The 18,004-nt window shown below is 72.3% G+C and carries 16 protein-coding genes; 12 read left to right on the forward strand and 4 right to left on the reverse strand.

Translation table 11 applies throughout. The features are described 5' to 3' along the window. Positions 1-40: 40 nt before the first annotated feature. Positions 41-1,300, forward strand: a complete 1,260-nt coding sequence (locus tag ACFPYL_RS09720) for an MFS transporter (RefSeq protein WP_379153349.1) — start codon at positions 41-43, stop codon at positions 1,298-1,300. Here the strand turns inward: ACFPYL_RS09720 and ACFPYL_RS09725 are convergent. Further along, complete coding sequence (locus ACFPYL_RS09725) at positions 1,281-1,922, reverse strand: phosphotransferase (protein ID WP_379153351.1); 642 nt, start codon at positions 1,920-1,922, stop codon at positions 1,281-1,283. The two genes, ACFPYL_RS09720 and ACFPYL_RS09725, sit on opposite strands and share 20 nt — an antisense overlap. A gap of 16 nt (positions 1,923-1,938) precedes the next feature. Continuing rightward, a complete protein-coding gene (locus ACFPYL_RS09730; RefSeq protein WP_379153353.1) occupies positions 1,939-3,372 on the reverse strand; it encodes a DHA2 family efflux MFS transporter permease subunit in 1,434 nt (477 codons plus the stop codon). Positions 3,373-3,422: 50 nt separating this feature from the next. Between ACFPYL_RS09730 and ACFPYL_RS09735 the strand changes: the two genes are divergently transcribed. The 9 genes from ACFPYL_RS09735 to ACFPYL_RS09775 all read left to right on the forward strand — a co-directional run bounded on the left by ACFPYL_RS09735 (position 3,423) and on the right by ACFPYL_RS09775 (position 14,352). Further along, complete coding sequence (locus ACFPYL_RS09735; protein ID WP_379153355.1) at positions 3,423-4,178, forward strand: TetR/AcrR family transcriptional regulator; 756 nt, start codon at positions 3,423-3,425, stop codon at positions 4,176-4,178. Positions 4,179-4,311: 133 nt separating this feature from the next. Continuing rightward, positions 4,312-7,866, forward strand: a complete 3,555-nt coding sequence (gene smc, locus ACFPYL_RS09740) for a chromosome segregation protein SMC (protein WP_379153357.1) — start codon at positions 4,312-4,314, stop codon at positions 7,864-7,866. Next, entirely contained in the window at positions 7,866-8,318 is a 453-nt protein-coding gene (locus tag ACFPYL_RS09745) for an acyl-CoA thioesterase (RefSeq protein ID WP_379153359.1), read from the forward strand. The genes smc and ACFPYL_RS09745 overlap by 1 nt, the downstream gene beginning before the upstream one ends. Before the next feature lie 65 nt (positions 8,319-8,383). After that, positions 8,384-8,602 (forward strand): hypothetical protein, encoded by a 219-nt coding sequence (locus tag ACFPYL_RS09750; protein ID WP_379153361.1) that lies wholly within the window; start codon positions 8,384-8,386, stop codon positions 8,600-8,602. Positions 8,603-8,636: 34 nt separating this feature from the next. Next, positions 8,637-9,773 carry a signal recognition particle-docking protein FtsY gene (gene ftsY, locus ACFPYL_RS09755; RefSeq protein ID WP_379153363.1) on the forward strand — a complete coding sequence of 379 codons (1,137 nt, stop codon included), beginning with the start codon at positions 8,637-8,639 and terminating at the stop codon, positions 9,771-9,773. Positions 9,774-9,973: 200 nt separating this feature from the next. Continuing rightward, on the forward strand, positions 9,974-11,317 hold the full coding sequence (locus ACFPYL_RS09760; protein ID WP_379153365.1) for an ammonium transporter: 1,344 nt from the start codon (positions 9,974-9,976) through the stop codon (positions 11,315-11,317). Beyond that, positions 11,314-11,652 carry a P-II family nitrogen regulator gene (locus tag ACFPYL_RS09765; protein WP_056149210.1) on the forward strand — a complete coding sequence of 113 codons (339 nt, stop codon included), beginning with the start codon at positions 11,314-11,316 and terminating at the stop codon, positions 11,650-11,652. Before ACFPYL_RS09760 ends, ACFPYL_RS09765 begins: the two co-directional genes overlap by 4 nt. Positions 11,653-11,785: 133 nt before the next feature. Further along, positions 11,786-12,124, forward strand: coding sequence for a P-II family nitrogen regulator (locus tag ACFPYL_RS09770; protein WP_379153367.1), 339 nt, complete (start codon positions 11,786-11,788; stop codon positions 12,122-12,124). Beyond that, positions 12,121-14,352, forward strand: coding sequence for a [protein-PII] uridylyltransferase (locus ACFPYL_RS09775; RefSeq protein ID WP_379155423.1), 2,232 nt, complete (start codon positions 12,121-12,123; stop codon positions 14,350-14,352). The genes ACFPYL_RS09770 and ACFPYL_RS09775 overlap by 4 nt, the downstream gene beginning before the upstream one ends. Here ACFPYL_RS09775 and ACFPYL_RS09780 read toward each other — a convergent pair. Next, a complete protein-coding gene (locus ACFPYL_RS09780) occupies positions 14,327-14,614 on the reverse strand; it encodes a hypothetical protein (protein WP_379153369.1) in 288 nt (95 codons plus the stop codon). The two genes, ACFPYL_RS09775 and ACFPYL_RS09780, sit on opposite strands and share 26 nt — an antisense overlap. Before the next feature lie 96 nt (positions 14,615-14,710). Between ACFPYL_RS09780 and ffh the strand changes: the two genes are divergently transcribed. Next, positions 14,711-16,276 (forward strand): signal recognition particle protein, encoded by a 1,566-nt coding sequence (ffh, locus tag ACFPYL_RS09785; RefSeq protein ID WP_379153371.1) that lies wholly within the window; start codon positions 14,711-14,713, stop codon positions 16,274-16,276. A 113-nt stretch (positions 16,277-16,389) separates the two neighbouring features. Beyond that, the gene (locus ACFPYL_RS09790; protein ID WP_379153373.1) at positions 16,390-16,755 is read left to right on the forward strand and encodes an NYN domain-containing protein; all 366 of its coding nucleotides are present in this window, start codon (positions 16,390-16,392) and stop codon (positions 16,753-16,755) included. Positions 16,756-16,762: 7 nt separating this feature from the next. Here the strand turns inward: ACFPYL_RS09790 and ACFPYL_RS09795 are convergent, their stop codons facing one another. Beyond that, positions 16,763-17,926, reverse strand: a complete 1,164-nt coding sequence (locus ACFPYL_RS09795) for an ROK family transcriptional regulator (RefSeq protein WP_379153375.1) — start codon at positions 17,924-17,926, stop codon at positions 16,763-16,765. Positions 17,927-18,004: the final 78 nt, after the last annotated feature.

An 18,004-nucleotide genomic window follows, 5' to 3' on the forward strand; every position in this document is an offset into this window, starting at 1 on the left:
GGTCGCGGCGACCCGCCTCGGCCCGTAGCGTCGCGCCCTTGTGAGCACCCTTCTCAACGCCGGCGTCGAGATCGTCGCACCCCGCCGGTTCGGGATCGGCTTCCGCTGGCTGATCGCCTCGTCGTGGGTCTCCAACCTCGGTGACGGGATCGCCCTGGCGGCCGGCCCGCTGCTGGTCGCCTCGCTGACCCACGACCCCATCCTGGTGGCGCTCGCCGCGCTCCTCCAGTGGCTGCCGCCGCTCGTCTTCGGCCTGTACGCCGGCGCGCTCGCCGACCGCCTCGACCGGCGGCTCATCATCGTCACGGTCGACCTGGCGCGGGCGGTCGTGCTCGTGCTGCTGACGCTCACGGTCGCCACCGACGTGGTGTCGATCTGGCTGGTGCTCGTCGCGATGTTCCTGCTCGGCACGGCGGAGGTCTTCGCCGACAACACGGCCGCGACCCTGATGCCGATGCTGGTGCAGCGCGACGACCTCGCGATCGCCAACGCGCGGCTGACCACGGGCTTCATCACGGTCAACCAGCTGGCGGGGCCGCCGATCGGCGCCGCGCTCTTCGCGCTCGGCCACGCCGTGCCCTTCGCGACGCAGGCGGTCGTGGTCGCCCTCGGTGCGGTGCTGATCTCGCGGGTCGTGCTGCCGGAGCACCGGCGCGAGCCCGCCCCGGACACGCACCTCCGCCACGACATCGCGGAAGCGTTCCGCTGGGTGCGCCACCACGCCGCGGTGCGCACGCTGGTGCTGACGATCTTCGTCTTCAACATCACCTTCGGTGCGGCCTGGTCGATCCTGGTGCTCTACGCCACCCAGCGGCTCGGCCTCGGCCCGATCGGCTTCGGGCTGCTCACCACGATCTCCGCGGTGGGCGGGCTGGTCGGCACCCTGTCCTACGGCTGGATCACCCGCCGGGTCAGCCTGGGCAACCTGATGCGGATCGGGCTGGTCTTCGAGACGTTCACGATGCTGTCCCTGGCCCTCACCACGACCGCCTGGGTCGCCATGTGCATCTTCTTCGTCTTCGGCGCACACGCGTTCATCTGGGGAACCACGTCGCTGACGATCCGGCAGCGCGCGGTGCCGACGGAGCTGCAGGGCCGGGTCGGGTCGGTCAACCTCGTCGGCGTGTACGGCGGCCTGGTCATCGGCTCCGGCATCGGCGGCGTGATCGCCCAGCACTGGGGCGTCACCGCGCCGTTCTGGTTCGCGTTCGTCGGCTCGGCGGTCTTCGTGCTGCTGATCTGGGGCCAGCTCACGCACATCGCGCACGCGGACGAGGCCGCTACGCCCAGCGTCGGGTGATCTCGACCGCCTCGTCGAAGCGCTCCGCCTCGGCCTCGGTCTGGTGCGGGTTGGCCCTACGGATCGCGGTCGCCTCCGGCAGCTCCGCGGCGTACGGCGTCGCGACGCGGGCCGCGAACTCCTCGGAGTAGGACAGCAGCACGTCGCGCAGCGTCTCGTCGCCGAGGCCGACCTGGACCATGACCAGGACGGTGACGGCGACGTCGAGCCCCGGCCGTCCGACCCGGGCGTTGGTCCAGTCGATGAGGACCGGGCCGCGGTCGGCCATGATCACGTTGAGCGGGTGCAGGTCGAGGTGCACGAGGCAGTCCCCGGCGGCTGCTCCGGGCCACGTCACCGCGTGCAGGTCGCGGTGCAGTCCGGCCAGCACCTCGGCGCCGTCGCCCGTGTCGACCGCGCCGGTCAGCAGCGCCTCGCCCAGCGTCGGGCCGTCGACCCGGTCCATGACGATCTCGGCCCCCGAGGCCTCGTGCACGCGGGGGAGCGGGTAGCCGAGGTCGGCGAGCTGCCGCATCGTCGCGGCCTCGTGGGCCGTGCTGCGGCCGTCGCGGCTGCGGCGCAGCACCCGGTCGGCGTCGAGGGCGAAGACGTCCGCGTCGCGGCCGGTGCCGAGGAGATCCACGACGCAGACCCTACGGCTACTCGCCGACGCCCTCGCGGGCGAACCGCGGGAGCAGGAAGACGGCCGCGAACGCGAGTGCGTAGCAGCCGATCGTCACCCAGAGGATCGTCCGGGTCGCCTCGAACCAGCCGTCCTCGGGGACCCACTGGAGGAAGAGCGTGCCGAGCAGGGCGACACCGAGCGCTCCGGCGAACTGCTGCACGGCGTTGAGCACGCCCGAGCCGGTGCCGACCTCCCGATCGTCGAGGTCGGACAGGATGATGTCGAAGAGCGGCGCGAAGATCAGGCCGGAGCCGAAGCCGGCGAGCAGCGTCATCGGGGCCAGGTCCCAGCCACCGAGCGAGGCGTCCGCCCCGCCGATCGTCCAGGCGAGCCAGGCGATGCCGGCCGCGGAGATGAGCAGACCGGCGTGCAGGACCCGGCGCCCGAACCGCGGGCCGAGGGCCGCACCCGAGGCGGCGGCGCCGATCGCCATGCCGAGCGCCCAGGGCGTCATCGTGATGCCGGTCTTCAGCGGCTCGAAGCCGAGGCCCAGCTGGAGGAAGAGGTTGAAGATCAGCATCGTGCCGGACATCGCGACGAAGAAGACGCCGATGAAGGTGACGCCGGCGACGTACCCGCGGTGCGTGAACAGCGAGGGCTCGATGACGGGGTTCCGGCTGCGTCGCTCGCTGAGCACGAACAGCCCGAACACCACGGCCGACGCGGCCATCATCGCGAAGCACCACCACGGCCAGTCGTGCTCGCGCCCCTGCACGAGCGGGTAGATGAGCAGGGCCGACGCGACGGTGAGCAGGACCGCGCCGACCGGGTCGAGGCGGGCCTCCGGGTTGCGGGGCACGTCGGGCAGGTAGCGCCAGGCGAGGACCGCGCCGACGACGCCGACCGGCACGTTGATCAGGAAGATCATCCGCCAGCCGGTGCCGAAGAGGTCGGCGTCGAGCAGCACCCCGGCCAGGATCGGGCCCAGCACCGCGGCGAGACCCATGATCGGGCCGAACGGGATGAACGCCTTCTGGAGGTCCTCCGGCGCGAACGACTGCTTCACCATCGCGAGGCCCTGGGGGATCATCACCGCGCCGAAGAGGCCCTGGAGCACGCGGAACGCGATCAGCAGGCCCGCCGTGGGTGCGAGGCCGCACAGCAGCGAGGCCAGCGTGAAGCCGACCATGCCGATCACGAACATCCGCTTGCGCCCGACCTGGTCACCGACCCGGGCGGAGACGACCAGGCCGATCGCGAAGGACATCGTGTACGCCGCGAGCACCCACTGCAGCGTGCTCGCGCTGCCGCCGAGGTCCTCGCGGATCGACGGCCCGGCCAGGTTGGCGATGGTCGCGTCGAGCAGGTCCATGACGTCGGCGATGATCACCACCGCCATCACCATCCAGCGGAAGCGATAGCCCCGCTCGTCGTACAGGTCCGGGTCGCGAACAGTGTTCGTAGTCACGAACAGTGTTCTAAACCCGAACGGTGTTCGTGTCAAGTACAGTGTTCGTCATGGCGGAGCGGAAGCGCGAGAAGTCCTGGCAGGCCGGCCCGGTACGGATCCGGGTGACGCTGCCCGGGGAGCCGGCCGCGGCCCCCAAGGAGCGGCTGACGGTCGACCGGATCGTCGACGCCGCGATGGGCCTGATGGCCGAGCAGGGGTACGACGCCGTCTCGATGCGCTCACTGGCCAAGGCGCTCGACACCGGCCCAGCCTCGCTCTACGCCCACGTGGCGAACAAGGAGGAGGTCGACCAGCTCGTCCTCGACCGGATCAGCGCCGAGCTGGTCGTCCCCGCACCCGACCCCGAGCACTGGGACGAGCAGCTCCGGCAGGTGCTGCGCGACATGCTGGCGCTCTACCGTCGGCACCCCGGCTCCGCCCGCGCCGCCATCGGGATGATCCCGTCCGGGATGGGCGCGCTGCGCACCATGGAGGGCCTGCTCGCCATCTGCGACGCGGGCGGGATCTCGCCCCAGGCGTCCGCGTGGTTCTGCGACCTCGCGGCGGCGTACGTCAGCGCGATCGCCGTCGAGGAGGCGATCTGGATGCAGCGGGCCAACAGCACCCCGCCGGGTGCCGAGCCGGACCACACCGCGATCGACGAGCAGCTGCGCGCGATGATGGAGGCGCTCCCGGCGGCGGAGTTCCCGCTGGTCACGAGCATGGCGGGGGTGATGACGGCGGGCGACGGCGACGACCGGTTCGAGTTCGGCATCGCCGTGCTGGTCGCCGGGCTGCGCGCCGTGTCGGACACCTACCGGTGATGCTCCCCTAATGCCAGGGATCGGGGGTGGCTGCGGGTAGGGTGAGCCTCGCTGAGCTTCCCCCCTTGGCCGGCTGCGATGATGCTGCCTTCGTCCTCAGTCCGACGAGCCGCCTGACGCTGGGAGCCAGACGTTGTACCTGAAGAGCCTGACCCTCAAGGGGTTCAAGTCCTTCGCCTCGGCGACCACCCTCCAGCTCGAGCCGGGGATCACCTGCATCGTCGGGCCCAACGGCTCCGGCAAGTCGAACGTCGTCGACGCCCTCGCCTGGGTGATGGGTGAGCAGGGCGCCAAGTCGCTGCGCGGCGGCAAGATGGAGGACGTCATCTTCGCCGGTACGTCGGGGCGCCCGCCCCTCGGCCGTGCCGAGGTCGTGCTGACCATCGACAACTCCGACGGCGCGCTGCCGATCGAGTACACCGAGGTCACGATCAGCCGCACCATGTTCCGCAGCGGCGGGTCCGAGTACGCCATCAACGGCAACCCGTGCCGGCTGCTCGACGTCCAGGAGCTGCTCTCCGACTCCGGCATCGGCCGCGAGATGCACGTGATCGTCGGCCAGGGCCAGCTCGACACGATCCTGCACGCGACCCCCGAGGACCGCCGCGGCTTCATCGAGGAGGCCGCGGGCGTCCTCAAGCACCGCAAGCGCAAGGAGAAGGCGCTCCGCAAGCTCGACTCGACCGAGGGCAACCTGACCCGGCTCAACGACCTGCTGGTCGAGATCCGGCGCCAGCTCAAGCCGCTCGGCCGACAGGCCGAGGTCGCCCGTCGCGCCGCGACGGTCCAGGCCGACGTCCGCGACGCCCGCGCCCGCCTGCTCGCCGACGACCTGATGACCGCGCGGTCCTCCCTCCAGCAGGAGATGGCCGACGAGTCGATCCTGGTCGCGCGCCGCGAGCAGGTGGAGGCCGAGGTCGCCCGCAGCCGCGAGCAGGAGTCGGCGCTCGAGGCCGCGCTCCGCGAGGACCTGCCGGCCCTGGCCCAGGCCCAGGAGAACTGGTTCGCCCTCTCCGGCCTGCGCGAGCGGCTGCGCGGCACCCAGTCGCTGGCCGCCGAGCGGGTGCGCAACGCCGCCGGCACCGCCGACGTCGAGGAGGCGCGCTCCGGGCGTGACCCCGAGCAGCTCGAGGCGGAGGCCGCCCAGGTCCGCGAGCAGGAGCAGCGGATCACCGCCGAGGTCGACGCCCACCGCGTGGCCCTCGAGGAGGCCGTGACGGCACGTCGTACCGCCGAGGACGCGGCCGCCGAGGAGGACCGCAAGATCGCGGCTCTCCAACGCGCCGCCGCCGACCGCCGCGAGGGCCTGGCCCGGCTGCACGGCCAGGTCAACACGCTCCGCTCCCGCGCGACCGCCGCCGACGAGGAGGTCGGCCGCCTCGGCCTCGCCCGCGAGGAGGCTGTCGCCCGCGCCGACCGCGCGCAGCGCGACTTCACCTCGCTCGAGACCCGCGTCGCCGGACTCGATGCCGGCGAAGAGGGCCTCGACGCCGAGCACGAGGCCGCGACGACCGCCCTCGACGACATCGAGGACCGGCTCGCCAAGGCCCGCGACGAGGCGCTGCAGGCCGACCGCGACCGCACCGGACTGGCCGCCCGCAAGGACGCCCTCGAGCTCGGCCTCAACCGCAAGGACGGCGCGGGCGCGCTGCTCGCGGCGAGCGACGAGGTCTCCGGGCTGCTCGGCTCGGTGGCCGCGCTGGTCTCGGTGCGCAACGGCTACGAGACGGCCATCGCGCAGGCGCTCGGCTCGGCCGCGGACGCCGTCGCGGTCGCCGACGCCGACGCCGCCGTGCGCGCCATCGGGCACCTCAAGGGTGCCGACCTCGGCCGCGCCGGGATGCTCCTCGGCGGGGGTCCCGCCCAGACCCGCGACTGGCCGTCGTTGCCCGCCAGCGCGACGTACGCCGCCGACGTCGTCGACTGCCCCGACACCGTCCGGCCGGCACTGACTCGCCTGCTCTTCAAGGTCGCCGTCGTCGACGACCTCGACGCCGCCAGGGCCCTGGTCGCCGCGCAGCCCGACCTCACCGCGGTGACCCGCGAGGGCGACCTGATCGGCGCCCACTTCGCCTCCGGCGGCTCCAGCAGCCAGCCGAGCCTGATCGAGATCCAGGCCGCGGTCGACGAGGCCGCCGAGCAGCTCGCGGAGGCGGTGGCCGCCTCCGAGCGGCTCGGCTTCGACATGTCCCGCCTCGAGAGCGAGCGGCTCGACGCGCGCAAGCGGGTCGACGTCGCGCTGGCCAAGCTGCACGAGTCGGACGCGACCCTGGCCGCGGTCGCCGAGGAGCTGGGCCAGTACGGCTCCCAGGCCCGCGCCGCCCGCGGTGAGGCCGAGCGGCTCACCCAGGCGATCGAGAAGGCCGAGGAGGCCCGGGTCCAGGCCGTCGCCGGCCTCACCGACCTGGAGACGCGTCTCGCCGCTGCCGAGGAGGCGCCGGAGGCCGAGCCCGACACGACGGCGCGCGAGGAGCTCACCGAGGCCGCCCGCGCCGCCCGGCAGGGCGAGATGGACGCCCGTCTCGCGCTGCGCACGTCGGAGGAGCGGTCCCGGGCCCTGCACGGCCGCGCGGACTCGCTGCTCCGGGCGGCCGAGAAGGAGCGCGACGCCCGCGCCCGGGCCGCCGAGCGCCGCGAGCGGATGATCCGCGAGGGTCGGGCCGCCGAGGCGGTCGGGCTCGCGGTCGGCTACGTGCTCAGCCGTCTCGAGGTCTCCATCCACCGGGCCGCCGAGGCGCGCTCCGCGGTGGAGCAGTCCCGCAGCGGGCGCGAGCAGCAGCTGCGCGACGTCCGCACCTCCCTGCGCGACCTCGGCAAGGAGCACGACGAGCTGGTCAACTCCGTGCACCGCGACGAGATGGCTCGCACCCAGCAGCGGATGCGCATCGACCAGCTCGAGGAGCGCGCGCTGGAGGAGCTCGGCCTCGACGGCGACGGCCTGGTCGCCGACTACGGCCCCGACCAGCTGGTGCCCTTCAGCGGCGAGGTCCCCGAGGGCGAGGAGACGCCCGAGCCCACGCCGTACGTCCGCGACGAGCAGGCCAAGCGCCTGCGCACCGCCGAGCGCTCGCTGCGCGAGCTCGGTCGGGTCAACCCGCTGGCGCTCGAGGAGTTCTCGGCGATGGAGGAGCGGCACAAGTTCCTCACCGAGCAGCTCGAGGACCTCAAGCGCACCCGCAAGGACCTGCTCGACATCGTCCACGAGGTCGACCAGCGGGTCGAGCAGGTCTTCACGGAGGCCTACGCCGACGTGAGCCGCGCCTTCGACGACACGTTCTCGCGGCTCTTCCCGGGCGGCGAGGGCCGCCTGGTGCTGACGACGCCCGACGACATGCTCAACACCGGCATCGAGGTCGAGGCGCGACCCGCCGGCAAGAAGGTCAAGCGGCTCTCGCTGCTGTCCGGTGGTGAGCGCTCGCTGGTGGCCGTGTGCTTCCTGGTCGCGCTGTTCAAGGCCCGCCCGTCGCCGTTCTACATCCTCGACGAGGTCGAGGCCGCGCTCGACGACACCAACCTCGGCCGCCTGCTGGAGATCTACGAGGAGCTGCGCGAGAACTCCCAGCTGCTCGTCATCACCCACCAGAAGCGGACCATGGAGGTCGGCGACGCGCTCTACGGCGTGACCATGCGCGGCGACGGCGTCTCCGCGGTGATCAGCCAGCGCCTGCGCGAGGCCGAGTCGGCCTAGTGGGGGACCGGCCGACCCGCGCCGACTACGTCGCGTGGCGCACCGTCACGACCCGGTGGCGCGACGACGACGCCTACGGCCACCTCAACAACGCCACCTACTACGAGCTCTTCGACACGGCCGTCAACGCGCACCTCTACGAGGCGACCGGTGTCGACGTCCGCAAGCTGCCCCAGATCGGCGTGGTCGCGGAGACGTCGTGCCGCTACTTCCGCGAGATCGGCTTCCCGGCGCCGATCGAGACCGGTTTGGTCGTCGACAAGGTCGGCAGCTCCAGCATCATCTACCGGATCGGCCTCTTCCAGGGGCCGTCGGACGAGGCGGCCGCGGAGGGTCGCTTCGTGCACGTGTACGTCGACAACACCGACCCGGCGCGGCCGTCGACGCCGATGCCCGACGTGATCCGTGCCGCAGTCGAGCCGCTCCTGCGCGGCGATGCCGGGCCGGCCTGACCCGTGTGACACGGTGGAGGAACGGGTAGTCGTGTGACTGTCTGTTTCTCTCGGGAGGTTCGCGCGTGCTCGCAATCGTGGTCGTGATGGTCCTGATCCTCGTGGTCGCCGGTCTGGTGGCGGCGTACGTCGCCTTCCCGCACCGCGGTGAGCGGATGCCCGCGACGCCGTGGCTGGGCGATGCGATGGCCAAGGCGGCCGACGCGGCGCCGGTCCTCGAGGAGGAGGACCAGTCGATCTTCGGCTTCGACGCCGAGTACGAGGACTCCGAGCGCCGCCGTTGACGTAGGCGGGGGAGGCCTCTGGTTGGATTGAGGCATGGCTTCCTGGCTGTACCTGGTCATCGCGATCGCGGTCCTTGCGGTCGTCCTCGTCGTCGCGCTGCTCGTCGGCCGCTCCCGGCAGGCGCCGCCCGCGGCTCCGCAGGCGCCCGCGCCGGACGTCGTCGTCCCGCCGCCGACCGACGCGGACGTGGCGGAGCCGGCGGTCGAGGTGCCCGCCGAGGTCCCGGTCGACGCTGCTCCGACGCTGGAGAAGCCCGAGGGCACTGCCTCCCGCCTGGTCCGCCTCCGTCAGCGGCTGGCCGGCTCGCAGAGCGGCCTGGGCCGCGGCCTGCTCGCCCTGCTGTCGCGCGACCGGCTCGACGAGGACACCTGGGAGTCGATCGAGGACACCCTGATCACCGCCGACGTCGGGGTCGCCCCGACCCAGGAGCTGGTCGAGAAGCTGCGCACCCGGTTGCGGGTCGAGGGCAGCGCCGAGGACCCGCGCACCGTGCTCCGCGAGGAGCTGCTCGCGCTCGTGGATGCCGGGATGGACCGGCGGCTCCAGGTGAGCGGGGCGGACGGCAAGCCCGGCGTCGTGCTGGTCGTGGGCGTCAACGGCTCCGGCAAGACCACCACGGTCGGCAAGCTCTCCCGGATCCTGGTGGCCGAGGACCGGTCGGTGGTCCTGGGTGCGGCGGACACGTTCCGCGCCGCTGCCGTCGAGCAGCTGGCCACCTGGGGCGAGCGGGTGGGCGTCGACGTCGTCCGCGGCCCGGAGGGCACCGACCCCGCCAGCGTCGCCTTCGAGGCGGTCAAGGAGGGCGTGGACACCGGTGCCGACACCGTCATCGTCGACACGGCCGGCCGGCTCCAGAACAAGGCCGGCCTGATGGACGAGCTCGGCAAGGTCAAGCGGGTGATCGAGAAGCAGGCCCCGGTCACCGAGGTGCTGCTCGTGCTCGACGCCACGACCGGTCAGAACGGCCTGATCCAGGCCCGGGTCTTCGGCGAGGTCGCCGACGTGACCGGCATCGTGCTGACCAAGCTCGACGGCTCCGCGAAGGGCGGCATCGTCGTCCAGGTGCAGCGCGAGCTGGGCGTCCCGGTGAAGCTGGTCGGCCTCGGCGAGGGCGCCGACGACCTGGCGCCGTTCGAGCCCAGCGCGTTCGTCGACGCCCTGCTCGGGTGACGGCGGGGGTTCAAACGCCGTTGGGGGAGTCGTAACACCGAAGTAACAAACGGGCCCATCTCGTTTCCTGATCGCAACACGCGGCAACGCGGGTCGAAACCTCGGCCTTCGAAGGTGTCTGGCAATGGGGCGGGTTCCCCGAGCCGACAGTGCGGTCGTCGTCGTACCCGCCCTCCCGAGATGTGATCCCTGGAGGTTCTGTGGACGGCTATTACGCCTTCATGCTGGTGGCGACAGCCCTCGTCCTGATGATGACCGTGCCCGCCCTGGCGCTGTTCTACGGCGGCATGACGCGGTCCAAGTCCGTGCTCAACATGATGATGATGTCGTACGTCGCGTTCGCGGTGGCCGCCATCGTCTTCGTGCTGTGGGGCTGGTCGATGGGCTGGGGCGGTGACGGCGCCGGCAACGGCAACGGCAAGCTGATCGCCAACCCGTTCACGATGTTCGGCCTCGACGGCGTGTCCAACGTCAACCTGATCTACGTCGTCTTCCAGCTGACGTTCGCCGCCATCACGGTCGCGCTCATCTCGGGAGCCATCGCGGATCGCGTCAAGCTGGTCTCGTGGGTCGTCTTCGTCCCGCTCTGGCTGACCGCCTGCTACTTCCCGATCGCCCACAACGTGTGGGGCGGCGGCTGGGTCGCCCAGCAGCTCGCCAAGGGCTCGACGTTCGCGCAGGACTACGCGGGCGGCACGGTCGTCCACATCAACGCCGGTGTGGCGGGCCTGGTGCTCGCCCTGGTCATCGGCAAGCGCGTCGGCTTCATGAAGGAGCCGATGAAGCCGCACAACCTGACGCTCACCATGATCGGCGCCGGCCTCCTGTGGTTCGGCTGGTACGGCTTCAACGTCGGCTCGATCGTCTTCACCTCCGACTCGCTCGCGAGCCCCGAGGCGTTCTCGGCCCAGTTCCAGGGTGAGACCGGCGTGACGTTCATGAACACCACGATCGCCACCTGCGCCGCCATGCTCGCCTGGCTGCTGATGGAGCGGATCCTGCACGGCAAGGCCACCTCGCTCGGTGCCGCGTCGGGCATCGTCGCAGGTCTGGTCGCCATCACGCCCGCGTGTGGTGCGGTCAGCCTGGTCGGCGCGATCGTGGTCGGCGCGGTCGCCGGTGGCGCCTGCGCCGCCGCGGTCGGCCTCAAGTTCATGTTCGGCATGGACGACTCGCTCGACGTCGTCGGCGTCCACCTGGTCGGCGGCCTCGTCGGCACCCTGCTGATCGGCCTCGTCTCGACCTCGAGCGCGCCGGGCGGCATCGACGGCCTGTTCTACGGCGGCGGCTTCGCCTCGCTCGGTGACCAGGCGCTCGCGGCCCTCTTCACCATCGTGTGGACCGGCGTCCTGACGACGATCATCGCGTTCGCGATCAAGTTCACGATCGGCTGGCGGGTCACCGAGGAGGCCGAGGTCGAGGGCATCGACGGCGACCAGCACGGTGAGTCGGCGTACGACCTGCACACCGGTCTCGGTGGCGGCGGCACCTCCGCCTCGTCGGTCCTGGCCAAGAGCACCGTCACGGAAGGGGTCAACGCATGAAGCTCGTGACCGCGGTGATCAAGCCGCACAAGTGGGAGGACGTGCGCGAGGCGCTCGAGACCTTCGGTGTCACCGGCATGACCGTCAGCGAGGTCAGCGGCTACGGCCGGCAGAAGGGCCACACCGAGGTCTACCGCGGTGCCGAGTACGACATCGCGCTGGTCCCGAAGATCCGCATCGAGATCGTCGTCGACGACGGCGACGCCGAGGACGTGGTCGGCATCGTGGTGAAGACCGCGCAGACCGGACGCATCGGCGACGGCAAGGTCTGGGTCAGCCCGGTCGACACGGTGGTGCGGGTCCGCACCGGCGACCGTGACTCGGCCGCCATCTGATCCCTGATGTGTGTCCGGCCCGGCTCCTCGTCGAGGAGCCGGGCCGGTCCCGTCCTCGGGCACCGTCCGTCCGGCATGATCGGACCACGACCCGAGCCCTCTCCCCATCGTGCGCCCAGCCCCAGGAGGCCCCGTGAAGCTCATCACCGCCGTCATCAAGCCCCACAAGTGGGAGGACGCGCGGGCCGCCATCGAGGCGACCGGCGTCACCGGGATGACCGTCAGCGAGGTCAGCGGCTACGGCCGGCAGAAGGGCCACACCGAGGTCTACCGCGGGGCCGAGTACGACATCGCGCTCGTGCCCAAGATCCGCATCGAGATCCTCATCGCCGACGAGGACGCCGCCGCGGTGGTGGAGGCGATCTCCTCGTCCGCGCGCACCGGCAAGATCGGCGACGGCAAGGTCTGGGTCACCACGGTCGAGTCGGTGCTGCGCGTGCGCACGGGCGACCAGGACGAGGCAGCGCTCTGACAGCCTCCGACCGGACCCGGCGGGCCGCCGAGGCCGACGCGCTCTGCGCCGACGCCTACCGCGACAGCGGCGGCCCGGACGTCGGCGCCGCGCTCGTGGCCGTCGGCGGCTACGGCCGCAGCGAGCTCGCGCCGTACTCCGACCTCGACGTCGTGCTCGTCTCCGACGAGGGGGTCGACGTCCGGGCCGTGGCCGAGAAGGTCTGGTACCCGCTCTGGGACTCGGGATCCCGGCTCGACCACTCCGTGCGCACGATGACGGAGATGGTCGCCGCCGCCGACGCCGACCTCAAGGTCGCACTCGGCCTGCTCGACGCGCGCCACCTCGCCGGCGACCCGAACCTCACCCTCCGTCTGCGGACCACGATGCTCGCCAACTGGCGGCGTACGGCGAAGGAGCGGCTGCCCGCGCTGCGCGAGATGGTCCGCGCGCGACACGAGTCGGTCGGCGAGGTCGCCCACCTGTCGGTGCCCGACATCAAGGAGGCGGAGGGCGGCCTGCGTGACGCCACCGTGCTCAAGGCGCTGGTCGCGACCTGGATGGTCGACGTGCCGCACGGCGAGCTGGAGCGGGCCCGGCTGTCGATGCTCGACGTCCGCGACGCGCTCCACGACACGGCCGGTCGCCCCACCGACCGCATCAACCCGGAGCAGTGGAGCGACCTCGGGCACGCGCTCGGGCTGGCCGATGCCCGGGACGCGCAGGTGCACGTCCGCGAGCTCGGCCGCCGGATCGCGCACCTCTCCCACCTGACCTGGCGCCGCGTCGACGCCGCGCTCGCCCGGCCGGCGCCCAACCATCGCGCCCGGCGGCCCGACCTGACTCCGCTGGCCGCGGGGGTCGCGCTCGCCAACGGCGAGGTGGTGCTCGACCGCTCGGCCAAGCCGGCCGAGGACCCGGTGCTGCTGCTGCGGGCCGCGACGGCCGCCGCGGAGAACGACGTGGTCCTGGCCCCGGCCACCGCGGCGCGGCTCGCGCGTGAGGGCGTGCCGCTGCCGACCCCGTGGCCGGCCGAGGCACGACAGCTGCTGGTCCGCCTCCTCGCGTCCGGGCGTGGCCTGCTGGCGGTCTGGGAGACCCTGGAGGAGACCGGGGCCCTCGCCCGGGCGCTGCCCGAGTGGGACCGGATCCGCCTGCTCCCGCACGCGTCCGCGATCCACCGGTTCACCGTCGACCGGCACGTCGTCGAGACCTGTATCGAGGCCTCGCACCTGATCCGGCACGTCGCGCGTCCGGACGTCCTGATGGTCGCCGCGCTGCTGCACGACATCGGCAAGGGGAGCCTGACCGAGCACAGCGTCGCAGGGGAGCCGATCGCCCGCGAGATCGCGACCCGGATGGGCTTCGCCCCCGACGCGGTGGACCTGGTCGCGCGCCTGGTCCGGTGGCACCTGGTGCTCGCCGAGACGGCCACGACCCGCGACCCCGACGACCCCGCCACCGTCGAGATGATCACCCAGCGCGTCGAGACCGCAGAGGCGCTCGACCTGCTGCTCGCGCTCTCCGAGGCGGACGCGAAGGCGGCCTCGCCGAAGGCCTGGTCGGCCTGGCGCTCCGGCCTGATCAACGACCTGGCCAGGCGCGCCCGTGCCGCTCTCGACTCAGGCGTCGCGCTGCCCCCGATCGTCACCGACGACGTCGCGATCCCGAAGGAGGTACGCCGGGGCTCGGCCGCGATCACCGTCGAGCACGACGACGACGGCACCCGCGTCACCGTCATCGCACCGGACCGGGTGGGCCTGCTGGCGGACTTCGCGGCGATGTTCGCCCTCCAGCGGATCCCGGTCCGCGCTGCCCGCGCCTGGGCGCAGGAGCAGTACGGCGTCTCCGTGTGGGAGGTGGGCGTGCCCGACCTCGACGCCGCGGTGCTCCGCACCCGCTACGAGGCGGTCGTGGCCGGACGGGTCGAGGCGGCCGAACGCCTCCGCCGCGCCGCGGCGACCGACTCGCTCGAGCCGACCGTCGCCGTCCGGCCGGAGGCCTCGGACCAGGCCACGGTCCTGGAGGTGCGCACCGGCGACCGGCCGGGCGTCGTCTACCTGGCCTGCGCGGCGCTGGCGGACCTCGACATCGCGGTGCGCTCGGCGCACGTCGACACGCTCGGCCCGCAGGCGGTGGACGTCTTCTACCTGCAGGAGGCGCACGCCGGCGTGCTCAGCGACCAGCGCGCGGCCGAGGCGGCGCACGCCGTACGCGCGGCCCTCACTGCGGTGGCCGGGGGATCTTGACGGTCCCGCGGTGCAGGTCGACCTTCCACCGCGGGTGCTCGTCGTCGTCGTCCGGCGTCGGCAGGATCTCCGCCTGGTTCTTCTTGTCGTCGACCTCCTCGCGCGCCCGCGCGGCGCCGGGGTCGAGCATGCCGAGACCGGCGCCGACGCCGCCGCCGATGGCACCGGCGTTGGGGTCGGGGTGGGAGACCATGTGGGTGCCCATCCAGACGATGACGCCGAGCAGCACCACGGTGCCGAGGCAGATGGCCAGGATGAGCATGCCGCCAGCGTACGGCGTACCAGGGCGTCCCGGTTAGGCTTGGGGCTCAGTCTCTGACCGTCCAGACACTCAGCAGATCACGGGTAGGACCACCACTTGTTCGCCACACTCTCCGACCGGCTCGCCGACACCTTCAAGAACCTGCGTGGGAAGGGCCGCCTCTCCGAGGCCGACATCGACGCCACGGCGCGCGAGATCCGCATCGCGCTGCTGGAGGCGGACGTCGCCCTCCCGGTGGTCAAGGAGTTCGTCGGGGCCGTCAAGGAGCGGGCCCGCGGCGAGGAGGTCAGTGGTGCGCTGAACCCGGCCCAGCAGGTCGTCAAGATCGTCAACGAGGAGCTCGTCAACATCCTCGGTGGCGAGACCCGCCGGCTGCGCTACGCCAAGACCGGCCCGACCGTCATCATGCTCGCCGGCCTCCAGGGTGCGGGCAAGACGACGCTGGCGGCCAAGCTCGCGCTGTGGCTCAAGGAGCAGGGCCGCTCGCCGATGCTCGTCGCGGCCGACCTCCAGCGGCCCAACGCCGTCAACCAGCTCCAGGTCAACGGTGAGCGGGTCGGTGTCACCGTCTTCGCCCCCGAGCCCGGCAACGGCGTGGGCAACCCGGTCCAGGTCGCCCGTGACGCCGTCGCGGAGGCCAAGCGCACGCTCCACGACACGGTCATCGTCGACACGGCCGGTCGCCTCGGCGTCGACGCCGAGCTGATGAAGCAGGCCGCGGACATCCGCGACGCCGTCCAGCCCGACGAGGTGCTCTTCGTCGTGGACGCGATGATCGGCCAGGACGCCGTGTCGACCGCCCAGGCGTTCCTCGACGGGGTCGGGTACGACGGCGTCGTGCTCACCAAGCTCGACGGTGACGCCCGCGGTGGTGCCGCCCTCTCGATCGCGTCGATCACGGGCAAGCCGGTCATGTTCGCCTCCAACGGCGAGAAGATGACCGACTTCGACCTCTTCCACCCCGACCGCATGGCCTCGCGCATCCTCGACATGGGTGACGTGATGACCCTGATCGAGCAGGCCGAGAAGGCGTTCGACAGCGAGCAGGCCGCGAAGGCCGCCGCCAAGCTGACCGGCCAGGGCGGCGAGTTCACGCTCGACGACTTCCTCGAGCAGATGCAGCAGGTCCGCAAGCTCGGCTCGATGTCCAAGATCATGGGGATGCTGCCCGGGATGGGGCAGTTCCGCGACCAGCTCGAGAACTTCGACGAGCGCGAGATCGACCGCATCCAGGCTGTCATCCAGTCGATGACCCCGGCCGAGCGCGCCAACCCGAAGATGATCGACGGCTCGCGCCGGGCGCGCATCGCCAAGGGCTCCGGCCGGCAGGTCTCCGACGTCAACCAGCTCGTCGACCGCTTCTTCGAGGCCCGCAAGATGATGCAGTCGATGGCCAAGGGCGGTGGCATGCCCGGGATGCCCGGCATGCCGGGCATGGGCGGTCCGAAGCGCTCGAAGACCAAGCCGCAGCAGAAGAAGGGCAAGGGCGCGAAGCGGTCCGGCAACCCGGCGAAGGCCGCCCAGCAGGCCGCCGCCGCGAAGGAGAAGGCCGCCAACCCGGGCAACCCGTTCGGCACGCCCGCCTCCGACGAGCCGGTCGACTACGAGAAGGCCGCCGCAGCGCTCAACCTGCCCAAGGACTTCTCCAAGTACCTCAAGTAGACCGTCGCGAGAGTTTCATCGGCCGGCCGATGAAACTCCTCCTTGGACGACGAAGCTTCATCGTCCGAGCGTGAGAAACGTCGGCCGGCCGATGAAACTCTTCCGGAGGCCGGATGCAGACCCTCGTCGTCGACGCCGCCAACGTCGTCGGCAGCCGCCCGGACGGCTGGTGGAAGGACCGCGCCGGCGCCGCTCGTCGGCTGCACGAGGCGCTGCTGGTCGCGGACACGCCGTACGACGAGGTGGTGCTGGTGCTCGAGGGTCAGGCCAAGGGCGGGGTCAAGGTGGGCCGGGACGGGCACGTCCGGACCGTGCACGCGAAGGGCGCCGGCGACGACACGATCGTCGCCGAGGCGCAACGGGCGGCCGAGCGCGGCGACCGGGTCGTGGTCGTGACGGCCGACCGGTTCCTGCAGGCCCGGGTCGGGGGAGTCGGCGCCCAGGCGCTCAGCCCGTCCTGGCTGCTCGACCAGCTCTAGGCCGATCTCAGGCCGCCACCCGCGCGATCGCCAGCGACACGGCGCCGACCACCTCGGACCGGTCGCCGAGCTGGCCGGCGACCACCCGCACGGCGGCGGCGGTGTCGGGCTGGGCGTAGCGGTCCACGGCGGCGCGCACGCCCAGGGCCAGCGACGGCGAGGTCCCGAGGGAGCCGCCGAGCAGGATCGCCTCGGGGTTGAGGCTGTTGCACAGGTCGGCGAGCGCGCGGCCCACGGAGAGCCCCGCGTCGCTCAGCACCCGGCGTACGCCGGCGTCGTCGTGCGCGTCGAGGTCGAGGATGCTCTCGATCGACAGCTCCTCGTCGTACGCCGGCTGCAGCAGCGCCAGCAGGCGGGGCGCCGAGACCACGGTCTCGAGGCAGCCGCGGTTGCCGCAGCGGCAGACCTGCCCGTCCTCGCCGACCTGGACGTGGCCGATCTCGCCGGCGATCCCGGTCGCGCCGCGGTGCAGTCGCCCGCCGAGCACGATGCCCGCGCCGAGGCCGCTGGCGACCTTGACGTACAGGACGTCGGTCATCCCGCGGGCGGCGCCGTGGCCGAGCTCGGCGAGCGCGCCGAGGTTGGCGTCGTTGTCGGCGAAGACGGGGACGTCGAGGCGTCGGTGCAGCTCGTCGCCGGGGGAGAGGTGCCGCCAGCCCGGCATGATCCCGGTACGGATCCGCGCCGATCGTCGGTCGAGCGGTGCCGGGACGCACATCCCGACGCCGTGCAGGTCATCGCGGCCGACCCCGGCGGCGACGAGCCCGTCGCGGACCATCCGCGCGGCCCGGTCGAGCGCGTCGACGCCGTGCTCGTCGACGTCGAGCAGGTCGGTCTCCTCGGTGAGCACCACGCCGCCGCGGTCCGCGACGGCGACCCGCACGTGCCCGTGCCCGATGTCGACGCCGGCGACCACGCCGCGCGGCGTGCTGAGCGCGACGAGGAGCGGCGGGCGGCCACTGCCACCCTTGTGCGGCCGGCCGCGGTCGGCCGTCTCGACGACCTCACCACCGGCGATCAGGTCGCTGACCAGGCTCGAGATGGTGGTCCGCGAGAGACCGGTGCCGCGGGCCAGGTCGGCCCGGCTCATCGGTCCGTCGCCGGCCAGGAGTCCGGTGATCGCGCGCCGGTTGGCCTCGCGCAGCCGTTCCAGCGCTCCGGTGGTGGCCATGGAGGGCAGCCTAGGACCATTCATCCGGAAGATGGACAAACAAGACGACGGAACCCGATCTTTACGCATTGACCCGGA

This window comes from Nocardioides hankookensis, assembly GCF_042658885.1.
GTDB classification, from domain to species: Bacteria; Actinomycetota; Actinomycetes; order Propionibacteriales; family Nocardioidaceae; genus Nocardioides; species Nocardioides hankookensis.

Coding starts and splice junctions, on each gene's coding strand:
- ACFPYL_RS09765 (WP_056149210.1), top strand. CDS start 11,314: ATGAAGCTCGTGACCGCGGTGATCAAGCCGCACAAGTGGGAGGACGTG.
- ACFPYL_RS09795 (WP_379153375.1), bottom strand. CDS start 17,926: ATGGCCACCACCGGAGCGCTGGAACGGCTGCGCGAGGCCAACCGGCGC.
- ACFPYL_RS09735 (WP_379153355.1), top strand. CDS start 3,423: ATGGCGGAGCGGAAGCGCGAGAAGTCCTGGCAGGCCGGCCCGGTACGG.
- ftsY (WP_379153363.1), top strand. CDS start 8,637: ATGGCTTCCTGGCTGTACCTGGTCATCGCGATCGCGGTCCTTGCGGTC.
- ACFPYL_RS09790 (WP_379153373.1), top strand. CDS start 16,390: ATGCAGACCCTCGTCGTCGACGCCGCCAACGTCGTCGGCAGCCGCCCG.
- ACFPYL_RS09780 (WP_379153369.1), bottom strand. CDS start 14,614: ATGCTCATCCTGGCCATCTGCCTCGGCACCGTGGTGCTGCTCGGCGTC.